The following is a 21686-nucleotide window of genomic DNA, read 5'->3' on the forward strand; positions in this document are numbered from 1 at the left end:
ACACTTTTTTTTGTTTCTATAATAAAATTTAAAGGTGCAGCTTAAACTACCTTTAGAAATTGTGCTTTCATAAAAGCAACTATATACTTTGTTAACCGATATAAACAAAGATGAGTAAAAAAGAAGTGACAATATATACGGATGGGGCGTGTTCTGGTAATCCTGGAGCGGGAGGATGGGCAGCTATCATATTATTTCAAGATTACAGAAAAGACATTTATGGTAGAGAAGAAAATACCACAAACAATAAAATGGAGTTAACAGCGGTGATCAATGGGCTGAAAGTATTGAAATTTTCTTGTAATATTAATTTATATACGGATAGTCTTTATGTTAAGCATGGCATAACAGAATGGATAAATAAGTGGAAAATGAATGGCTGGAAAACAAGTAATAAAAAATCAGTAAAAAATATGGAATTGTGGAAAGAGCTAGACAACGTTGCTTCACAACACGAAATTGATTGGAAGTGGGTTAAAGCACACAGTGGCGATAAGTATAATGAGGAGGCTGATAGTTTAGCAAGAAAAGCAATAATCGATGCTTAAAAAAATTACTATATTATTTTCCGTAGCTTTATTATTCATATTGTGCTTCTTTATTTTTTTTAAGCCTTTAGAAATCAATATTAATTATATTGATTTTTATGTTAAACATAAAATATCAAAAATATTTGTTGGCTCAAGCGTTAATATGGAGAATACCTCAGTTGTTTGGCAGAAAGATGGCAAAGATCCGTATTTAGTCATTACGGATTTGGCAATAGCAAACCCTAATTTTACTATAAAAGTTCCTGAGCTTTTTGTACATTTTAAGTTAAGTTCCTTATTTAAAGCTAGCACAAATCTCTCTCAGGTTTCAGCTGATAATGTGCATGTATGTATCAAGAGAGAAGAAACTAATGTTAATCCGCAAAACTCATTAGACCTTTTGGATAATCATTATTTAAGTAGTAACCGCCTTCCTTCGGTGTCATTCCAGCGCGTGACGCTGGAATCTAGAAAAAAAGAAACAAGTAGTCAAGCTACTTGGATGACAAGGACGAGTGCTGGGATGACAGGAAAAAAAGATACTGGGATGATAGGGAAGAATTTCAAGATGACAGAAAGTAGTGCAAAAAATCTATTAAAAACAATAAGGGAATTTTTTTTTGACTTAAATGCGGATTCAAAAATTGAATTTACTAACATCGCTATTGATAAAAGCACAGAAGATGAATTTTTTATTGATAAATTATATATAGGGAAGGGGGAAGATTTTAATGTTTTAGATATTCATGTGAATACAAAAGATGGAAAGGGATTTTTGGATGATTTATCAATTACGATAAAAAATCGCAACAATTTGCTAAATGTGTACGGGACATTTTATGATCTAAAATTGGGACTATTGAGCAAGTTTTCTACATTAGTTAAAAGCTACAATTTGGACAAAAATATAGGATTCAAAGGAAGCTTCTCAGTGAAAATTAATAAAAAGGATGAAATTGTAGATGGAAATATATACGTATTGAATACAGAAAATTATTTGAACAAAAATTTGGCCTTAACTAATGTAAATATAAATTTAACATATAGTGATGGAATTATTAGTGTAAAAAACTTCCATTTTAAGTTAAATGACACGTATCTCTCTTTGATAGGCAAAATGAACTTTAGTACAAGTCATGCTTTGCTTAGAATTAATATTAGTAAGTTTGCTGCAAAGGATTTATGTACTTATATACCAGATAGTGTAGTAAATAGTAAATTTAAAAGCTGGTATTGTGATAATATTGATGGGGATGTTTTAAATACCATTGTAAGTTTCAATGGCAAAATTAACAATTTGGTTGATGACGATCTGTCAGACATTGTAATTGTTGCTGATATAGAAAACGGTAGCGTAAAATTTGATGAAGATTTTGAGCAAGTAAAGGAATTAAAGGGTGATTTGATCATCAAGAATAACGATCTTGAAATTACTGTAAATAGCGCTAAGTTTCAGAATTTCACTGTTAATGGTGGTGATATTGAAATGAAATCTCTAAATAAGGAAGATTCAGTTCTAACCATTAATGGCAAAGCTGTAAGTGATGCGTATGGTTTATATGAGCCTATAAGATTTAAGCTGGATGATGTGGTGAAGGTTGAAAGGGATAAAGTAAGTGGAATGGCAAAATCCGTATTTAATTTTCGCATTTTTAATCTAAATGCTGATGACAAAAAAGTAGACTTCTCAGCAAATTTTCATTCTGAAATTGACAATTTGGCCGTCTATAATGCAAGTCTTGGTAAATATGATATTAAGCTTAGTTTTGGCAGTGACTTTATAGATTTAAATGGTAGTGGTATGGTGAATAACACACAGCTATTATTTGACCTGAAAAGTAGCAATAGGAATGAAAGTTTCGCCTGGAATTTGACCGGAGATTTACCCGCTCAAATATTTAATTTTGATAGTGGCTATGTCAGTGCAAATTTAGAGTCAGTGATAAATCAAGATAAGACGGGGTATGTTAATGGTGATATAGATTTATCAGAATTTGAATCACATTCAAGCTACTTAGGGTGGAAAAATCGCTTTGAAGATCACAATAAAATTTTGTTTTCTACAAGGTTAAAAGGAGCAGGTGAATTGTTAGTAGATAAATTAGACATTGTAGGAAATGACCTAGATATAAAATTCAGCGGAAGAGTAGAAAATGGAAATTTATATTTAAATTCTAGTAGCTTTAAATTGCCTGATAATGATTTTAGTATAGAAATTGAATCAGGTAAGGAGAAAAATGCCATAACTATTTATGGTGAGGAAATTAACTTAAGTGATATTTTAGGCTTGCTTGGCAAAAACAGTAATGGATTAAATAAAGATATAGAGATTAGTATGAATGTTGACAATGTAATTATGAAAGAAGGCATCGTTATCAAAAATGCTAAGCTGAATGTAACCTGTACTAAAGGTAATTGCAATGGAAGTCAATTTACAGGGCAGTTTCTGGAAGATAGCAGCAACATACTAGCAGAATACAGTGGAATAGGGCTCGAAATATATGCGGATAATTCAGGTATGCTTTTGCGTTCCTTAGGCATTAGTAAATCAATTAAAAACGGCAAATTGTCTTTTTATCTCTCTCCTCAGAGAGAAAGTGGAGAACATTATGGTACGTTATCCATTAGCAATTTCTACATCAAAGATGCTCCACTACTTACTACTTTATTGTCGATGTCTTCATTGCCTGGCATTGTAAATGCCATAAAAAATGAAGGTGTATACTTTTACAAATGTAATGCACCTTTTTCATACAAAGATGGCACTATTGAAATTGAAGAATCTTGGCTTGAAGGGGCGGAGTTAGGTATTAGCACTGGTGGTAAGCTCGATATTAGAAATTATAAATTCCAGGTTGCAGGACAAGTAATACCAGCATATTCAATTAATAAATCTTTGTTAAAAATTCCTATAATTGGAAAACTTCTTACTGGTGGGAAAAGTAGGGGAATCGTTTCAATAGACTATAAAGCAAGTGGTGATGACAAAAACAATAACGTATCTGTTGATCTTATCTCTTCGCTAACTCCAAACCTATTAAAGAGGTTATTGGGAGTGTTTGATCGCATTATGACAAAAACTAACGAAAGTGGCTTAAAAGGTGGTGTGAAAAAGAAATTTGGTTTGATATGACCAAAAGGGAAGTTATTTAACAAAATTATGGACAAAAATGCAAGAATTTCAGAATGATCTACCTGGTTTTTTATTTAGTTGTTTAAGTAATACCACTCCCTTTAACCTCTCTATATTTGCTGAACAACTAAAAAGGGTAGGGGGGTGGTTGTAAATTGTATCTGTTCAGCAGAGTGGCAAAATAAGGTAGACGAGAAAAGACAACTATAGGAACAAATGGGTGTCATGCCAGTGCGTGACACTGGTTTCCATCCAAAAGGGTGTCATTCCAGTGTCAGCTACTTTCATGACATCGTTTACTATGTGCCATATTGTAATGTTCGTACAGTTGTGGAATGAATCGCGGTATGACGTGTTGCTTGGGTCAGCTATAGTATAAATATACTAGGGGTTATAGTTTTCTTATGCTGCCTTTTTGTTATTAGACAACCACAATATAAAGGAGTGAAACGGATGCAAACAGTAGTGCATTTCTGCACCAAACGTATTACCTTTAACGAATAGTAAAATGTGAGATTTTTTGGAACTACCGTGGAGCAATTGCTCCACGGTTTCATTCTACTTAGAATCCACCCATGCCACTCATTTCTCCTGCACCCATAGGAGATGAAGCATTTTCTTTGCTTGGTACATCAACTATCATAGATTCAGTAGTTATCAGCACACTCGCAACAGATACCGCTGTTTCAAAAGCAATACGCACCACTTTTGCTGGATCAATCACACCAGCTGTAAACGCATTAGCATAATTCATAGCCTCAACGTTGTATATAAGCTCTTTATCATTCTGCTTAATCAAATAGTCAATTATAACAGCAGATTCAAGACCAGCATTTTTGACTAACCTTCTAATTGGAGCACTGAGAACTTTCTTGATAATGTTTATGCCTATTTGTTCCTCGTCACTTGCACCTTTTAATTTGTCGAGAACAGATGAAGCATAAAGAAGCGCAACCCCACCACCTGGAACTATACCTTCTTCAATTGCAGCTCTTGTTGCATGCAGCGCATCTTCGACTCTATCTCTACGTTCTTTAACTTCCACTTCAGTTGCTCCACCAACTTTGAGCACAGCAACGCCACCTGATAATTTCGCTAAACGTTCTCTTAGCTTTTCTTTATCATAATCAGAAGTTGAAGTTTCAATTTGAGATTTAATCTGCTCGATTCTAGCTTTCACACTGTCAGAATCGCTATTTTCGCTGACAACTGTGGTATTATCTTTAGTAATTTTAACATTTTTAGCCGTACCAAGATCATCAAGCGTGAGATCTTCCATCTTGATTCCAAGTTCATCTTTTATGACGTACTTAGCACCAGTTAAAGTTGCTATGTCTTCGAGCATCTCCTTTCTTCTGTCACCAAAACCTGGAGCTTTTACTGCAGCAACTTTTAAACCACCACGCAATTTATTGATAACTAAAGTGCTTAATGCTTCACCTTCGATATCCTCTGCAATAATAACCAAAGGTTTACCAGATTTAACAATAGCTTCAAGAATAGGAAGTAAAGGTTGAATAATATTTAATTTTTTCTCTGTAATTAATAGATAAGGATTATCAAGCTCCACGATCATTTTTTCATTATTTGTAATAAAATACGGAGAGAGATAACCGCGATCAAATTGCATGCCAGTAGTCAGCTCAACTTCTAACTCTTTTGAACCTTTACTCTCTTCAACAGTTATTACACCCTCTTTTCCAACTTTTTTCACGGAATCAGCGATACTGTTACCTATATCCTTATCACCATTTGCAGAGATTATTGCAACTTGTGCCACTTCGTCTATTTTCTCTAGAGAAATTGTACGAGACATTGACGCAATTTCCTTTAATATTACATCTTTTGCCTTCTGTATTCCGTTTTTAATACCAACACGATCGTTTCCAGCAGCAATTGATTTTGAAGCTTCCATTATCATGTTGCTAGTTAGTATTGAGCACGTTGTTGTACCATCACCAACTTTATCGTTACATTGAGAACAACTTTGTGCAAAGATGCTTGCTATCGCAGCGTTTAATGGTTTTTCAGGCTTGATACCCTTCATCACCTTATAACCATCTTTTGTAATTTCTGGTGCTCCATAGGGCTTATTAATCCCTACTGTTTTTCCTCTAGGTCCTGCAGTTATTGCTACCGTTGAATCCACTATTGCTGCGACTTCACGAAAGGCTTCTTGCAACTGCTCACCTGATACTACTACATTAGTCATTTTTATCACCTCTTGTTAATAAAAAATTTAGAAAACTATAATAAAATCATTTACAATGCGCTATGTTGCGCTTTGTTTCAGTTTAGTAAAATAAAGACTGCTACTTAATGACAGCAAGTATATCGGACTCTTTCATCACGATAAGCTTCTCATTATTATGTTCTATTTCTGTACCAGCCCATTGGCGATAGAACACTTTATCACCAGCTTTCACAGTTAAAGTTACGCGTTCGCCACTTGAATTGCGTGAACCTTCACCAATTGCTATAACTTCACCTTTAGTAGGTTTCTTTTCAGCACTTGATGGAAGCACAATTCCACCTTGCTTTTCTTCGCTAATAGGCTTGATCAGCACGCTATCATCTAATACATTTAAACTTATACTTGACATTTGTTTTTCCTCATCAACAAATTAACTTATAAGTTTATATATATATACTCGTAAGTTAGATTTCAAGGGCTGGAGCTTGTAAAATATGCACGCCATTATAAAATATGCACGCCAAAAGCAGTTTCTAAAAGAGCCTAATGTTATATAATAAAATTTAGATTTATTTATAGAGATTTCATGAGTTATATACCATTTTTAAGTCGTGGTGTGATAGTGCTATATGGGCCTGACACTAGAGATTTTCTGCAGGGTATTATAACCAATGATATTAATAAGTTGGATAGCCAAAAAGCCATTTACTCTTTATTGCTTAGCCCTCAGGGAAAATATCTATATGATTTTTTTCTTATTGAATATGGTAAATACACCCTCTTAGAGTGCGAAAACATGCACTTGCAGCAAATAATCGAGAAACTAGATTTACTTAAAACTTATTTGAGGGTAAAGATTAAAGACGTTAGTGCACTATATAAGGTTGGGGTTTTGTTTAATACTAAGTTGGCGGAGTGTAGTGGTAAGTCACAAGTTATTTTTCAAGATCCAAGGCACAAGCTGCTAGGAATGAGGATCATACATAAAGATGAAATAAAAGAGCCGGTTGGGGATTTTACTCAGTATGAAAAAGTCAGAATTCAAAATCTCGTTCCAGATGGAGCGAAAGATATGGTGCAGAATTCATCGTTTCCGCTGCAATTTTTAATCGATAAAGTAAACGGTATAAGCTTTAATAAGGGGTGTTATATAGGTCAGGAAGTTGTAAATCGAATGAGCAGACAAGAAATATTCAGAAGAAAACTTTACCTTGTTGAGGGGGATAACGCACTTCCAGATATTGGCACTAAAGTGACAAATGAAAACAATGAGGAAATAGGGGAACTGCGCTCTAGTGTAGACAACATTGGATTTGCATTGCTTAATACTGGAAAGAGCCATGCAAATTTATATGCTGGTGGGGTCAAGTGCGTTAAGACGTTGAAGTCTTAAGGTAGCCCATATAGAAACGAAAAACTTGCTTGACAAACTCCGCCAGCCCCCTTATCATGGTATTGAAGGTATTCAGTTATCTTCATCTGTGCAGATTAAACAGCAAGAAAACAACGTAGTTGGCGTCTTATTTTTAATTTTTTGCACTATGTGCACCTTATGTCTTCACAACATTTCTGGGTTTTTACCTATATAAGCTGAAACGCGCTTATAAGTCGTTTAAGACAGTATAGTACGCCAATTTGCAGGATTAGAGAGTGACAACTAGCTAACACGGGGTTTCTTTTGCCTTTTTTTCTGCTTAGTAAATTTCTTAAACATTTGCAGCGTAGGTTAGTTGCATTCAAAAGCAGCTAAATTGCAGTGTTTAAGACTTAAAAACGCCAATACTGAAAATAGACAATGACTAGGGTTTCTTTTGCCTTTTTTTTCATTTGGTAAATTTTTTAATGTTTATGGCTAAACGACAACCGTCATCCCGCTGCTTGTTAGCGGGATCTCTTGTTAGCGCCGCGGCGGTATGACGGTTCGTGGCGGCGTGACGATAAGCTCGTCATCCCACTGCTTGTTAGCGGGATCTAGAGATACCGCGAATGAATCGCGGTATGACGGTTCGCGGCGGTATGACGGTTCGCAGTGGCATGACGATAAGCTCGTCATCCCGCTACTTGTTAGCGGCTAAGAGATACCGCGAATGAATCGCGGTATGACGGTTAAGTAGGGTGTCATCCCAGTGTCACGCACTGGGATGACATTATAGGAGCACTGGGATGACACCCTCTTGGATGGAAATCAGTGTCAGATAATTTCATGACACCAGTTGTTGTAAACTCACTTTTTCTCGATTTTTTGGTTTATCTTGTCTACCTATTTTGCCACTCTGCTGAACAGATACACTCAACTAATGGTCAATACATCTTCTATTAAAAATTGTACAAATTCATTGCCATTCCAGTAATTCATAGAGATTTTACCCAAAATAGCTTTAACATTACCCTGCATGATAGCAGAGCCAAGATGAGTATTTGCAGAACGAAATGCAATAGCTCTTACCATAACATTATCATCAGCAATAAAACATTTTATATGGTCAACTCCTATAACTTCAGGCTTTCTTATCTTTGCTCCTTGGATAATAAACCTTGGTTCAGGATTTCCAACTCCAAATGGTCCCAAGCGTTGCAATTGATTCCATAAAGACAAATTTATTGCTTTAGCAGTTACTATACTATCAGCTTTTAAAGTTTTCTCATTTATAGAATTTGAAAATCTTTCAGTAAAAAAATCATGCAAATCATTTATTTTGTCTTCTTTAATTGAAAATCCTGCCGCCATACTATGGCCACCACCTTCAATAATCAAATTTATAAACTTTGCGGAAAGGACTGCAGCACCGATATCAACTCCCAAAATTGATCTACAGCTTGCTTTTCCTATTCCATTATTTAAAGATATCACTACTGTTGGCAAGTGAAACTGCTCCTTTAGCCTTGATGCAATTATACCAATTATTCCCTGGTGCCAATTGCCACTTATCATTATAAAATTCGCACCTGATTGGGCAGACTTTTCCGCTTGTGCTGTAGCTTCCAAGAGAGCCTCATTTTCTAACACTTTTCTTGCATTATTCAAATCTATTAATTTTAGCGCGATTGAATGTGCCTCTTCATCATCATCGGTGGAAAGCAACCTTGCACCAAGCGATGCTTCTCCAATTCTTCCTCCAGCATTTATGCATGGCCCAATACTAAACCCTAATCGAGAAACACTTGGTTTTTCAAGGATTCCCAAAGCATCAAATAAAACACGCAAGCCAACGTTTTTTCTTGTTGACATAACTTTTAATCCTTGTGAGACAAGTGCTCTATTGAGGCCTGTGATCTGCATAACATCACAGACAGTTCCCAGGGCAACCAAATCCAACAGATCAAATAAATCTGGTTCTTTTTTGTTGGTAAAAAATCCTTGCTCACGTAGGCTTTTATTAAGAGCAACAATTAGCAGAAATGACACTCCAACTGCTGCTAGGTTATTATAAGGAGAGCTCTCATCAAGGCGGTTTGGATTCACAATTGCTACGGCGCTTGGTAATTTTTCCGTACCAAGGTGATGGTCAACAACTATAATATCAAGACCAAAAGCCTTTGCATCTTCTATTGGTTGATATGCAAGCGTACCACAATCAACGGAAATACATAAATCAATTCCATTCTTTTTAAGTTGTAATAAAGCATCTGTGTTTAATCCATAACCCTCATCAACACGATCTGGAATGTAGATTATAGAGTGTATATCGATTGCTCTCAGGTACCTGTTAATCAATGCTGACGACGTTGCACCATCAACATCATAGTCACCAAATATTGCAAGGTTTTCATCATTTTTTATTGCCCGTATTATACGAGAAACAGCTTTATCCATATCAAGAAGGTGAAAGGGATCTGGTAATAGCGATCTGATTAGTGGATATAAGAAGTCGCTTGCATTTTCTATGTTAACACCACGAGTAACCAATATTCTTGCTAATATTTCTGGTAACTCAAATCTCTGTGTAAGAGTTAAGATTTGCCTTTGATCTGCTTCTTGCAACTTCCACAATGCATTTGTTATGCTGCGCTTTTCAATTTCAAGTAGCATATTCTTTCTTTGTAAATAAAACTACTTTACCAGAATTTTTAAGCTTGTTCTATAATTGTATTAGACTTCTGCATAACCTAAACTAAGTAGAAAAAAGGTATCATCTAAGTAGCTGACACTGGTCTCCATCCAAGAGGGCAGTAGCCCCTTCGGTGTCATTCCAGCGCGTGACCAGGTCTTTTTAGCTATCATAGGATGACAGAAGCAGACACTCCACTTTGTCGTTCCAGTGCCTCCTTTTTTTGTCATTCCAGTGCCTTGACTATTTGGATCCAGGAAAAAGAATGGTGTCATCCCAGTGCCCCTATGATGTCATCCAAGTAGCCTCCCTCTCCTGTCATCCCAGTGCTCCTTTTTTTGTCATCCGAGTAGCTGACACTGGGATCCAGGAATTTTATTAAGTTGGTAAGCATAAAAGTGTTATGTAAAATACAACGTTCTTGATGGGATTGCGTGAAATGCTGGATCCCAGTGTCTGGGCACTGGGATGACAAAGGAGGACAGTGTCAGCTACTTGGATGACAAAAAAAGGAGCACTGGGATGACAGCAGTCCTACGTCATACCGCCGCGGTATCTCTAGATCCCGCTAACAAGTAGCGGGATGACGATTGTCGTTTAGCCATAAATATTAAGAAATTTACCAAATGAAAAAAAAGGCAAAAGAAGCCCCGTGATGGTTGGCTATTTACTATGTACTAAAATATCGGCGTTTTTTTTATTCTAAAACGCTTGATTAAGAGCGATTTAGCTGCTTTTAACTTGCAACTAACCTACACCGCAAGTGTTTAAGAAATTTACTAAGCAGGAAAAAAGGCAAAGAAACCCCGTAGTAGCTAGCATTCAAATTCTCCCTTGTCAATTTGACGTTTTTTGCTGTCTTAAACGCTTTGTAAGCGCGTTTCGGCTTATATAGGTAAAAACCTAGAAATTTTTAAAGACATGCGATGCACGTAGTGCGAAAAATTAAACATGAGACGCCAAATACCCTAAGTTTTTTGTCATTAACCTGCACAGATTGCGAAGATAAATAAATAGCTTCAGTTTCATGATAAGGGGGCTGGCGGAGTTTGTCAAGTAAGTTTTTTTTGTTTCTATGGGTCAGTTGGTACGCGCTTTGCCTTTTAACAGATGTAAAAGCACAATTATTACGAACAACATTCCACCAACAACTGATATAGCGCCACCTATAATGAAGCACGTGCGTGCTAACATTGACGAAATACTTGGCAGATCTGCAACCTTCCTTAAAGCACCATATCCACCAAGCCACACAAGGCCAGTGATATGGAGAAAATGCCCTATACTGTAGGCATAAATCTGTAATCTTACCATGGAACTTTTTATCTCTTTAAAGTTTAATTTAGGTAACATCCAGTAGACAAAATTCATAAAAGCTATAGTGATACCAACTACAGAACCATGGTAATGAGCGGGAATCGTGACATTACCTTCAATAGTCAACACTCCGAGCACATCTCCATAAGTGAACAACAAAAATGAATGTAATAAATAGTTGCTTTTATCATTAATAAAAGTTCTGATGTTGTAGCACACTAATATTATCAAAAAGCACGGCAAAACTGCTCCAGCAATCCTCATATGCCAAGTAAAAAACTGTATTAACTTGGCACTATCAACTGGATAAACAAAATATACAAACGGTGCGCCTACAGCTAAAATCGTGTTTATAAATAGTGGTAAAATAGTAATTTTATTGTTTGAAGCTAAACTAATATCATTGGAACTTAGCATTATTAAATAGACTAAAAACATTCCTTGAGTAAAAGCAAACTGCAATAAATGTCCGCCTCCCCAAAAGAGATATTCGTAAAATAAATTATTATCTGAGTGATATAGACCTGGAGGCATATTATTATATGCTAAAACAAAGCAAAGAAATGACGATACAAGTATAATAACTAGCCCAATTTGCCCAACAGAGAGAAATGAAACCTCTTTTTTTGATGTGTATGCTAGCATTGTATTTACTAATATACTGGCAATAAATAAACTGAGTCCAAGTAAAAATAATTTGTTTTGTAATACGGGAATATAGTTACTTTTGATAACTTCAGTGTTTGGAACGAATGCGGATATAAACATGAGCAGCATCGAAAGGGTTGATAGAACCCATGAAAAGTTAAACCAACTATTGGTATTTTGTAGGTTTATGATAAAGAGCAGAGATATTATAGAGCACATCCACACCAAAATTGACAAGTTCACGTGTATTACCAGCGCATTATCAAAAATATATTGTGCAGAAGGAACAAGAGAGGAGATAAAAGGCAATCGTAGAAAAATAACAATTATTGACAGTAACCCAGAGCAAGCAAGAGCACATACTGCCAAGAACATCCATTTTCTACAGAGCGGAGCGTTGTCTTGTATATTAAGCACAATCTTTTTTCTCAATTTTGTTCAATACAATATATAACACTGCAATAATACCTAAAACATAGCAATAGTATACGTGTGGCACGACTGCCAAAGGTGAAACTCCAGCAATAGTGCTAGCCAAAAGCAATTGAGCGCCATACGGTATTAATCCTTGAAATACACAAGAAAATATGCCTAGCCATGCTGCACTATAGTGAGGCGGTATTTCATATTTCTTAGCAATATCTCTAGCAATTTCACCACTAAAAATTATAGCGATGGTGTTATTTGCAAGTAAAATATCAAATATGCTGACTATTTTTGCAATAAATAATTGCGCAGTTTTTTGTCCACCACGTTGTATCATAACCCAAGATGAAAGTTTATCTGCAAGCTCCTTAGAATTTTTACCTACTAGTCCTGAAAGTCCGCCAACCATCAATGACAGTAGCATAATTTCATGCATACTCATAAACCCTTTGGTGATGTTTTGGCTTAAAAACAATAAACCATGATTGTTGTTATTTATAAATCCAATAATTCCAGCAAAAGTTATGCTTAAAACCAATGCCGTAAATACATTGATTCCAAAGTTTGCAAGCAATATAAGTATGATGTAAGGAGCCACAAGCAATAAAGAATACTCCTTAACTGAAATAGCAGCACTATTGCTTGAGCTATAAAATAATATAATTATTGTGAATATAGAAGCAATTAGTGCCACTTTTGCATTCAGTTTTAATTTTTTCTTTATATCAGCCTTTTGAGACATCACAGATGCAATTGTAGTATCAGAGATAATAGATAAATTGTCGCCAAACATTGCTCCTCCTACAACGGTTGCCACTCCTAAGGAAGGAGAAATCCCAGCTTGTGTCAGTTCAACTGCAATAGGAGCAATTGTTGCAATGGTGCCCATTGATGTACCAATAGCAGTGGAGATGAAAGCTGCTACAAAAAATAATCCTATGAGTAAAAATTGTGTTGGTATAAATGAAAGAGCCAAATTAACTGTGGCATCAGCACTACCGATTGCTTTAGTTACTTCACTGAATGCACCTGCAAGTAAAAAAATGATGCACATAGTGATAATATTACGATCTCTTACCCCATCTAGAAAGGCATACATTTTTTCTTCAGTATTGCCCTTGTATAAAACCCAACCCAGAGCTATGGCAGGAACAATGGCTACCAGTGGAGATAACTGATAAAAAGCATTTGACACGCCAAGAATAGTAAAATATATACCACTTCCTACAAAAAGAAATAGGAACAGTAAAATAGGCAAAAAATTTGTAAGATAAAACATACCTCTACTCCAGCTCTGATAAACGCAAATCAACTATGATATGATTTATATTATTATAAACCACAGTTAGCACCTTGACCAAGGTTTTTCTAGAAAGCAATCTACCAGAAAAGGTTTCCATGAAAAGGACTATTATAATATGATTGTTATCATCTACTTGAATAAAACTGGGAGATAGAATAAGTAAAAAATATGAATGACATAACAACAAAGCAAGTCATATCCTTATGGGATGCGCAAGTTGGTGGGTTTTTGCCAGATAAAAAGGAAAGTGAAGAAATTGAATGTTCAAATGAATCATCAGCTACCTAAAACTTTATATTCTTTCATCTGGCATTTTTTGAAGCCATACAAATTATCGGTCTCGATTTTTGTTTCCCTTGCAATCTTTGCGGGATTTTGGGGACCATTGAACAGCATACTGATTAAGAACATCATCAACCTTCTACCACATGTGCAGAATGGAGATATTTCAATTTTAATATTACCATCAAGCCTGATTGTCGTGAATTTTATCGTATTTGATAATTTCACTTGGAGAGGAATTGGTTATATACGCTGTAGATTTATTCCTGTTGTTATTAATAGTGTCATTGGAAAAGTGATGGATCATGTACTCGGAAAATCTAATAAATTTTATCAGGATAATTTATCAGGAAAAATTTCAAGACAAATTACTAATCTAGCAGATGGAATTGAAATTCTGATAAGCAGAGTTGCACCGAATTTCTTAAGAGGAGCTTCATTGTTGTTGGCTGCTTTTATAGCTGCTTACTCTGTAAATTCTATATTTTATTTCATATTGGTTGTCTGGTTCATATTCTTTGCAAGTGCAAGCATTATGATGTCACGAAAGCTTATTTCGCTGTCTGATGTTCAAGCTAAAGAAGAATCGATAGTGATAGGTGAGCTGGTTGATTCTCTATCTAATCAAAGTAATGTCAGAAATTTTTCTAGAAAGTCTTATGAAAATTCAAGAATGATTCCATTTTTGTGTAATCAGCAAAAAGCGTATACAGCAACCCATTTTTACTCATTTATCATGCACTCCATACAAGGAGGATTAATAGCCATTATGATGGCTTCTTCTGCTTGTTTTCTAATTTATCTTTACAGCAAAAACTTAGTGGCTATAGGTGATTTTGCTTTAATATTAGGTTTATCGATGGAAACAGGACATATGATGTGGTTCACCATGTCAGAGGTCGATGAATTCAATAAAGCAGTCGGTAGATGTAAGCAAAGTTTAATTTCATTAATGATACATTGCGAAATTCAGGATAAACTTGATGCAGTTTCTCTCAAATGTAATAGTGGGCAAATCACTTTTAATAATGTCAAATTCCATTACGATGGTACCGAACCTCTTTTCCAGAATAAATCAATCGCTATCAAAGCTGGACAGAAGGTAGGACTTGTTGGCTATTCAGGTGGTGGTAAATCTACTTTTGTGAACCTGATATTAAGGCTTTACGATGTAACTGATGGTGCAATTCTCATAGATGATCAAGATATTTGTAATGTTACGCAGGATTCTTTGCGTGCAAAAATCGCAATGATCCCACAAGATCCATCGCTTTTTCATAGGACTTTGATGGAGAATATTCGCTATGGAAAAACAAATGCTAGCGATGATGAAGTAATTGAAGCGGCAAAAAAAGCACATGCTCATGAGTTTATTTCAAAATTACCCCAAGGTTATGATTCACTCGTTGGTGAAAGAGGTGTGAAACTTTCTGGTGGACAAAGGCAACGTATCGCAATTGCCAGAGCTATCTTAAAAAATGCTCCTATATTAATTCTGGATGAAGCAACTTCACAGCTTGATTCTGTGACTGAAAGTAATATTCAAGAATCTCTATGGGAGTTGATGCAAGATAAAACTACAATAGTAATAGCCCACCGCCTATCTACGCTTTTGCATATGGATCGCATTTTAGTGTTTGATCAAGGTAAGATTTTAGAAGATGGCACGCATCAGGAACTTCTTGATAAAAACGGAATGTATAAGACCCTATGGAATGCGCAAGTTGGTGGATTTTTGCCGGATAAAAGAGAAATGGAGATTGATAATATTTTTTTAATCTAATGCTTCAATGTTTCCGACATAGGAAAAGTATCATCTTTACTTTCTATAGAGGAAGGCACACTATTTTGATTATCATCACCATCAATTGGAGTAGTAGGGTGCATTAAAGCAACTTTCATAACTTCATCAATATTCTTAGCAAAAACTACGTTGATCCCCTCTTTGATGCTTGCCGGAATCTCTTGCATATCTTTCTCATTTTCACTTGGTATAATCACAGTTTTGATTGATCCTCTGAGCGCTGCAAGCAATTTTTCTCTTAAGCCCCCAATAGCTAAAACTCTACCACGCAATGTCACTTCGCCTGTCATAGCAACATTTTTGTTAACTGGTATATTCGTCATAAGAGAAACAATAGACGTACATACCGCGCCGCCAGCAGAAGGGCCATCTTTTGGTACTGCACCCTCAGGTACATGTAAATGTATATCATTATTTTGGAATTTTTCGGGCTTTATACCAAAAAACAAACAATTTGATCGAATATAACTATACGCAGCTTTTATAGATTCTTGCATAACCTCTCCAAGCTTTCCTGTGTATTTTATTTCTCCCTTGCCCGGAATTAGGACTGATTCTATCATCAAAATATCACCACCTGTTTCAGTATAGGCGAGCCCAGTTACTATTCCTACTAAACTCTCATTTTCCGCAATGCCAAAGGTATATTTACGTACCCCTAAATAATCTTGTAAATTGTCAACCCCTACGGATATTTTCTTATTTTTATCAGTCAATATTTCTTTAACTGCCTTTCTCATGAGCTTTGCAAGCTCCCTTTCCATACTCCGCACACCACTTTCACGTGTATATAAACGTATCAACTCGTATAACGCCTCATTAGTTATGTCCCATTCCTTCTGATACAAACCATGCTCCTTCTTTAACTTCGGAATAAGGTGGTGTGTAGCAATACTGATTTTTTCATCTTCAGTATACCCGGACAATTGTATAATTTCCATCCTATCACGCAAAGGATGTGGTAAATTTAAGCTGTTTGCCGTAGCTACAAACATTACACTTGAAAGATCAAACTCAACTTCCAAGTAATGATCCGTAAAGTGTTTATTGTGCTCAGTATCTAAAACCTCAAGTAATGCAGATGCAGGATCGCCACGCGAATCAGAACCCATCTTATCTATTTCATCAAGCAGAAAAAGCGGGTTGCATGAATTAGCTTTTTTCATGTGTTGAATGATTTTACCAGGCATTGAGCCAATATAAGTTTTCCTATGCCCTCGTATCTCAGACTCATCACGCACACCACCAAGAGCTATGCGAACAAAATCTCTTCCTACTGCTCTTGCCATAGACTTAGCTAAAGAAGTTTTACCAACACCTGGCGGTCCAACTAAGCAAAGTATAGGACCTTTTATCTCTTTTACTCTTTTTAATACCGCTAAAAATTCTATTATTCTATCTTTTACTTTCTCTATGCCATAATGATTTTCATCTAAGATTTTCTTAGCTGCATTTAAGTTAATTTTTGCATCTTTGTACTTTCCCCATGGCAACTCAAGCAACCAATGCAAGTAACTAGATATAACTGTAGCTTCAGGAGAAATGGGATTCATTTTCTTGTATCTCTTCAAATCAGTTATAGCTTTCTCTCTTGCTTCCTGAGAAAGCTTTGTTTCATTTATCTTTTTTTCAAATTCATTGAGTATATTCCCTTCATCACCATTCTCAAATTCGCCTAATTCTTTCTGTATAGCTTTCAATTGCTCGTTAAGGTAGTAAACTTTCTGAGTGCTTTCAACTTGCGATTTAATTGTCTTATATAAACGGTTTTGTGCGTTCAAAATACTCATTTCTCTCTCAATAAAAGCAAAAGCTTTTTTTAAACGCTCTTCTGGGTCATAAGCCTCAAGTATACTTTGTTTATCTGATACTTTTATATTTAAATGTGAAGCTACCGTGTCTACAAGTTGATCAACTTCTTTGATTTGATCAATGGAGTTAATGGCAACCTCGGGTTGATTTTTCTTGTTTAGCTTACACCAGCTATCGAACGCGTCTACAACAGACCGCCTTAAAGCTTCTAAATCAATATTGTCTTCATCTTCTTTATAATAATTGTCTAACTCTACCCTGGCTTGTAATAAAGTATGAGAGCTAATATATTCTACAACTCTTCCCCTTCTTATCCCCCGGATTATAACTTTTACTGCATTGTCAGGTAATTTTATTAACGGTTGTACAATGCTTGCTAACACACCTACTCCATAAAGATCTTCAGGCTCTGGATTATCAACAGAGCCATCTTTCTGTGCTACAAGAAAAATCTCATTTTGGTGATTACTACTACTTATTGCATACTCTAGTGCATTAACAGATTTTTCTCTGCCTATGAATAAAGGCACCATTATATTTGGAAAAATTACTACATCTCTTAAAGGTAATACTGGCAATGCAGTAAAACTAGAGCTTACAGCACGTTCAATGTTCATAATATATGCCTCAAATTAATCATTAACCGTTATAACATTGCCATTGTTATTATGATTAACCGTTGCTTTTCCTAATTCTACCATTTTCTTAGTGATTACTATAGTGCTACCTTCAAAGCCTCCGTTTCCAGATGTATACATAATGTCAAGCAAAAGTGACTCCAAGATAGCACGTAACATTCTTGCACCTGTTTTGTAGCTTATAGCCTTTTTAGCAATAGCTGATATTGCTTCATCTGAAAACTCAAGGTTTACTTTGCTAAACGCAAGCAATGCTTTGTACTGTTTTATTAGTGCATTCCTTGGCTCTGTCAACACATGTATTAAATCTTCATGATCCAGCTCATCTAAAACAGCAGTTATTGGAACCCGCCCTACAAATTCGGGTATTAAACCGAATTTGATTAAATCTTCAGGTTGAACATCATGTAAAGCATTCTTTTTCTTTTGCTCTTTAGACTGACTTATATCTGCTCCAAAGCCAACTGACGTTCCCTTTTTTCTCGCTTCAATAATTTTATCGAGGCCTTCAAAAGCTCCTCCACAAATAAACAGTATGTTACTAGTATCCACTTGTATAAACTCTTGTTGTGGGTGTTTTCGCCCTCCTTGTGGCGGAACATAAGCAACTGTACCCTCCATAATCTTAAGCAGAGCTTGCTGGACCCCTTCACCTGAAACGTCACGGGTTATTGAAGTGCTTTCAGATTTTCTTGTAATCTTGTCTATTTCATCTATAAACACTATACCACGCTGTGCTTTTACAACGTCATAATTTGCAGCTTGTAATAAACGCGACAACACGCTTTCTACATCATCACCCACATAACCTGCCTCAGTTAAAGTTGTCGCATCAGCCATAGCAAATGGCACATCTGAAACTTTAGCAAGTGTTTTGGCTAGCAAAGTCTTACCAGAACCAGTGGGACCAATAAGCATTATATTTGACTTCTCGATTTCAATATCACTTATAGCATGAAATTGTACCATGGATTGACAATGGTTATACATAGCTACAGATAAAACGTGTTGCGCGTGTTCTTGACCTACAACATGCTTGCTGAGAAAGTTTTTTATATCCTCAGGTTTCTTTAGTAATAGCTTCATATCAGATATACGATCTGAATTAAAAGATCTATCTTTCTTTTGACTTATTGCTTTATGGGATAATTCTATGCACTCATTACAAATAAACACCTTTAAACCATCCGAAGAGTTAGTAATCAATTTATCTACTTCATCTTGCGCCTTGTTGCAAAAAGAACAGTAGTGTAAATCATTATTGTTATCCATTAACCCACCTTTTGTTTAACTTTAATATTTTCAATTTCAATATCTGTACGCTCAGCTATCACCCTGTCAATTAAGCCAATTTTCCTTGCTTCTTCAGGATCCATGAATTTATCTCTTTCCATCATTCCTTCAATTTTCTTCAGTGAATTTCCAGTATGTTTTTCATAAATTTGATTTAGTTTTTTCTTAACCCGCAAAATTTCATTAGCATGTATTTCTATATCAGTTGCTTGACCATGATAACCACCAGATGGCTGATGTATCATAATTCTTGAATGAGGTAGAGAGTAGCGCTTACCTTTTGTACCAGCTGCAAGCAATAAAGAACCCATAGACGCAGCTTGACCTATACATAAAGTTGAAACGTCTGGGTTTATATACTGCATTGTATCGTAGATCGACAAACCAGCAGTTACAACACCACCTGGTGAGTTGATGTACATACAAATGTCTTTATCGGGATTTTCCGATTCTAAAAATAAAAGCTGTGCTACTATTACACTGGCCATATTGTCTTCAATAGGACCTGTTACAAAAATTATTCTTTCTTTCACTAGTCTTGAATATATGTCATAAGCGCGCTCACCGCGACTAGTTTGTTCAACTACAATTGGTATAAGAGTCATACCTTTTCCTATTAAATATTATCAAATAATTCCTTTAATTCTTTCACAGAAACAATCTGCTCTTCTTTACTAACTTTTTCTATTATATAATCTGTCACTTTATACTCAAGCGCTTGCCCTCTAACTAATTCTTGAAATTGTTTATTTGATTCAAAATGCTTAAGTACTCTGTCAAATTGCACATCTTTACTGACATATTGATTTACAATAACACTCAAAACATCATTTTGAGTTAATGATATTTTATGTTCTGCACTAAATTTCATAAATAACATAGCAAGCTTTACACGTTTTTCAGCTTCTTTACGAGAATCATTTTGAGCACCCAATTCTCCTTCCATTCTTTGTTGCTCCTGTTTTACTATGTCTGTGGGTAAATCAAAACTATAATTAGCATCCAAATAATCAAACAGCTCCTTTTTAATTAAGAGATTTCTCATTTCGGTGCACTGATCACCAATCATTTTTTTTGCATGATTTATTAGCAAAGAATAATCTTTAAACCCAATACTCTTAGCTATTTCATCATCATTTTCAAAATCTTTGGCAATTTGAATCTCATTAACTCGCACAGAAAAATCAGCTTCCTGTCCTGCAAGGGAAATGGCTTGGTAATTTTCAGGAAATTTCAACTTAAAGTTCTTTGTTTCTCCCTTTTTCATACCAGTTAATTGATCTTCAAAACCATTAATAAATGTGCCAGACCCTAAATTAACGGCAAAATCTTTGCTACTTCCACCTTGAAAGAGCTTATTCCTAATCCGCCCTTCAAAATCAATTATCAATTTATCCCCATCTTTCGCTTGATAAGAAGCATCATCAACAGAGGCAAAATTGGGGAACTTTGTTTTGATAGAATCAATAAATTCTTTTATATCTTCCTCTTCAATCTTTGCTTCAATTTTCTTTAAGTTTATTTTGTCAAGATCTATCATCGGTACTTCAGGCATCGACTCAAAAGATAGCTTGTATACAAAATTGCCCTCCTCATTTTCTTTGCCCAGATCTGGTAATGATATAACATCAACCTTAGGATAAATGTGAGACTTGACTTCAATTTTTTTCATCAAATCACTTGAGCAATAATCAATTGTATTATTTATCACATATTCCAAAGCCTCGTTTTTATAATTTGCAACAACAAGGTCATAGGGCATCTTTCCAGCCCTAAATCCAGGTGATTTTGCATTTTCTGCTATCTCTTGCAACCTGGAATTTACCTTTTGTTTTATATAATCACTACCAACTGTGATTTCATACTCATACTTTAGTTTATCTATACTAAGCTCTTTGTAGGTATATACGCTACTTACTTCGACTGTATTTTGAGGTATATTATTAGACATCATAATTCATTTATTAACATTTTAATTCATATCTTAATAGAGTCATTTTACCAGAATTTAAGTTAAACACAATCCTTAAGAACAGGTTTTTACACAAACAAAAGTGTATTTAGTGATTATAAATTTTCCCTTAAAACCTAAGTTACATGACTTTAAAGTGCGGATAGAGGGACTTGAACCCCCACGAGCAAGCTCACCAGGACCTAAACCTGGCACGTCTACCAATTCCGCCATATCCGCAAGAAATTTTTAGTACCCTATTATAGGTATTCCATTAAAAATATTCAAGGTTTAAAGTCTTACTTA

The 21686-nt window shown here is 35.4% G+C and carries 16 protein-coding genes and 1 tRNA gene; 5 read left to right on the top strand and 12 right to left on the bottom strand.

Translation table 11 applies throughout. The annotated features are described in order from the left end of the window. Positions 1-110: 110 nt before the first annotated feature. The 3 genes from rnhA (at position 111) to ACICPZ_RS04865 (ending at position 4002) form a co-directional block, all read left to right on the top strand. Positions 111-548 (top strand): ribonuclease HI, encoded by a 438-nt coding sequence (gene rnhA, locus ACICPZ_RS04855; RefSeq protein WP_151807582.1) that lies wholly within the window; start codon positions 111-113, stop codon positions 546-548. Further along, positions 541-3663, top strand: coding sequence for an AsmA-like C-terminal domain-containing protein (locus ACICPZ_RS04860; RefSeq protein WP_395462153.1), 3123 nt, complete (start codon positions 541-543; stop codon positions 3661-3663). The genes rnhA and ACICPZ_RS04860 overlap by 8 nt, the downstream gene beginning before the upstream one ends. 216 nt (positions 3664-3879) lie before the next feature. After that, positions 3880-4002, top strand: coding sequence for a hypothetical protein (locus ACICPZ_RS04865; protein WP_255703183.1), 123 nt, complete (start codon positions 3880-3882; stop codon positions 4000-4002). Positions 4003-4225: 223 nt separating this feature from the next. Here ACICPZ_RS04865 and groL read toward each other — a convergent pair whose 3' ends face one another. Further along, a complete protein-coding gene (gene groL, locus ACICPZ_RS04870) occupies positions 4226-5875 on the bottom strand; it encodes a chaperonin GroEL (protein WP_010962503.1) in 1650 nt (549 codons plus the stop codon). A gap of 100 nt (positions 5876-5975) precedes the next feature. Then, entirely contained in the window at positions 5976-6257 is a 282-nt protein-coding gene (locus ACICPZ_RS04875) for a co-chaperone GroES (protein WP_173862895.1), read from the bottom strand. A 186-nt stretch (positions 6258-6443) separates the two neighbouring features. On the opposite strand from ACICPZ_RS04875, the gene ACICPZ_RS04880 reads away from it, so the two are divergent. Then, positions 6444-7250: a YgfZ/GcvT domain-containing protein gene (locus tag ACICPZ_RS04880; protein ID WP_264373928.1), complete on the top strand. Its 807-nt coding sequence runs from the start codon at positions 6444-6446 to the stop codon at positions 7248-7250. Positions 7251-8147: 897 nt separating this feature from the next. On the opposite strand, the gene recJ is transcribed toward ACICPZ_RS04880, so the two are convergent. The 5 genes from recJ to ACICPZ_RS04905 all read right to left on the bottom strand — a co-directional run bounded on the left by recJ (position 8148) and on the right by ACICPZ_RS04905 (position 13576). Next, positions 8148-9887, bottom strand: a complete 1740-nt coding sequence (gene recJ / locus ACICPZ_RS04885; RefSeq protein WP_213863578.1) for a single-stranded-DNA-specific exonuclease RecJ — start codon at positions 9885-9887, stop codon at positions 8148-8150. A 60-nt stretch (positions 9888-9947) separates the two neighbouring features. Next, a complete protein-coding gene (locus tag ACICPZ_RS04890) occupies positions 9948-10181 on the bottom strand; it encodes a hypothetical protein (protein WP_010962507.1) in 234 nt (77 codons plus the stop codon). Beyond that, positions 10178-10381, bottom strand: a complete 204-nt coding sequence (locus ACICPZ_RS04895) for a hypothetical protein (protein ID WP_010962508.1) — start codon at positions 10379-10381, stop codon at positions 10178-10180. The genes ACICPZ_RS04890 and ACICPZ_RS04895 overlap by 4 nt, the downstream gene beginning before the upstream one ends. 605 nt (positions 10382-10986) lie before the next feature. After that, entirely contained in the window at positions 10987-12246 is a 1260-nt protein-coding gene (locus tag ACICPZ_RS04900; RefSeq protein ID WP_010962509.1) for a cbb3-type cytochrome c oxidase subunit I, read from the bottom strand. Positions 12247-12280: 34 nt separating this feature from the next. Then, positions 12281-13576: a Na+/H+ antiporter NhaC family protein gene (locus ACICPZ_RS04905; protein WP_264373927.1), complete on the bottom strand. Its 1296-nt coding sequence runs from the start codon at positions 13574-13576 to the stop codon at positions 12281-12283. Between the two features lie 292 nt (positions 13577-13868). Between ACICPZ_RS04905 and ACICPZ_RS04910 the strand changes: the two genes are divergently transcribed. Further along, complete coding sequence (locus ACICPZ_RS04910) at positions 13869-15665, top strand: ABC transporter ATP-binding protein (RefSeq protein ID WP_264374053.1); 1797 nt, start codon at positions 13869-13871, stop codon at positions 15663-15665. Here the strand turns inward: ACICPZ_RS04910 and lon are convergent. From lon to ACICPZ_RS04935, 5 genes are all read right to left on the bottom strand, one after another. Next, positions 15662-18115, bottom strand: coding sequence for an endopeptidase La (lon, locus tag ACICPZ_RS04915; protein WP_264373926.1), 2454 nt, complete (start codon positions 18113-18115; stop codon positions 15662-15664). The genes ACICPZ_RS04910 and lon overlap by 4 nt on opposite strands. A gap of 15 nt (positions 18116-18130) precedes the next feature. Then, positions 18131-19408, bottom strand: coding sequence for an ATP-dependent Clp protease ATP-binding subunit ClpX (clpX, locus tag ACICPZ_RS04920; protein WP_006279985.1), 1278 nt, complete (start codon positions 19406-19408; stop codon positions 18131-18133). After that, positions 19408-20034, bottom strand: a complete 627-nt coding sequence (gene clpP, locus ACICPZ_RS04925) for an ATP-dependent Clp endopeptidase proteolytic subunit ClpP (protein ID WP_006280254.1) — start codon at positions 20032-20034, stop codon at positions 19408-19410. The genes clpX and clpP overlap by 1 nt, the downstream gene beginning before the upstream one ends. An 11-nt stretch (positions 20035-20045) precedes the next feature. Further along, positions 20046-21380, bottom strand: a complete 1335-nt coding sequence (tig, locus tag ACICPZ_RS04930; RefSeq protein ID WP_155968869.1) for a trigger factor — start codon at positions 21378-21380, stop codon at positions 20046-20048. A gap of 158 nt (positions 21381-21538) precedes the next feature. Then, a tRNA-Leu gene (locus ACICPZ_RS04935) sits at positions 21539-21620 on the bottom strand. Positions 21621-21686 lie beyond the last annotated feature (66 nt).

The organism is Wolbachia endosymbiont (group A) of Melitta haemorrhoidalis (assembly GCF_964273365.1).
In the GTDB taxonomy this organism is placed as follows: Bacteria; Pseudomonadota; Alphaproteobacteria; order Rickettsiales; family Anaplasmataceae; genus Wolbachia; species Wolbachia pipientis.

Excerpts from the sequence above, each read along its gene's own strand:
- rnhA (WP_151807582.1), top strand. The coding sequence starts at position 111 with ATGAGTAAAAAAGAAGTGACAATATATACGGATGGGGCGTGTTCTGGT.
- ACICPZ_RS04860 (WP_395462153.1), top strand. The coding sequence starts at position 541 with ATGCTTAAAAAAATTACTATATTATTTTCCGTAGCTTTATTATTCATA.
- ACICPZ_RS04865 (WP_255703183.1), top strand. The coding sequence starts at position 3,880 with ATGGGTGTCATGCCAGTGCGTGACACTGGTTTCCATCCAAAAGGGTGT.
- groL (WP_010962503.1), bottom strand. The coding sequence starts at position 5,875 with ATGACTAATGTAGTAGTATCAGGTGAGCAGTTGCAAGAAGCCTTTCGT.
- ACICPZ_RS04880 (WP_264373928.1), top strand. The coding sequence starts at position 6,444 with ATGAGTTATATACCATTTTTAAGTCGTGGTGTGATAGTGCTATATGGG.
- recJ (WP_213863578.1), bottom strand. The coding sequence starts at position 9,887 with ATGCTACTTGAAATTGAAAAGCGCAGCATAACAAATGCATTGTGGAAG.
- ACICPZ_RS04890 (WP_010962507.1), bottom strand. The coding sequence starts at position 10,181 with ATGACACCATTCTTTTTCCTGGATCCAAATAGTCAAGGCACTGGAATG.
- ACICPZ_RS04900 (WP_010962509.1), bottom strand. The coding sequence starts at position 12,246 with ATGTTCTTGGCAGTATGTGCTCTTGCTTGCTCTGGGTTACTGTCAATA.
- ACICPZ_RS04905 (WP_264373927.1), bottom strand. The coding sequence starts at position 13,576 with ATGTTTTATCTTACAAATTTTTTGCCTATTTTACTGTTCCTATTTCTT.
- ACICPZ_RS04910 (WP_264374053.1), top strand. The coding sequence starts at position 13,869 with ATGAATCATCAGCTACCTAAAACTTTATATTCTTTCATCTGGCATTTT.
- lon (WP_264373926.1), bottom strand. The coding sequence starts at position 18,115 with ATGAACATTGAACGTGCTGTAAGCTCTAGTTTTACTGCATTGCCAGTA.
- clpX (WP_006279985.1), bottom strand. The coding sequence starts at position 19,408 with ATGGATAACAATAATGATTTACACTACTGTTCTTTTTGCAACAAGGCG.
- clpP (WP_006280254.1), bottom strand. The coding sequence starts at position 20,034 with ATGACTCTTATACCAATTGTAGTTGAACAAACTAGTCGCGGTGAGCGC.
- tig (WP_155968869.1), bottom strand. The coding sequence starts at position 21,380 with ATGTCTAATAATATACCTCAAAATACAGTCGAAGTAAGTAGCGTATAT.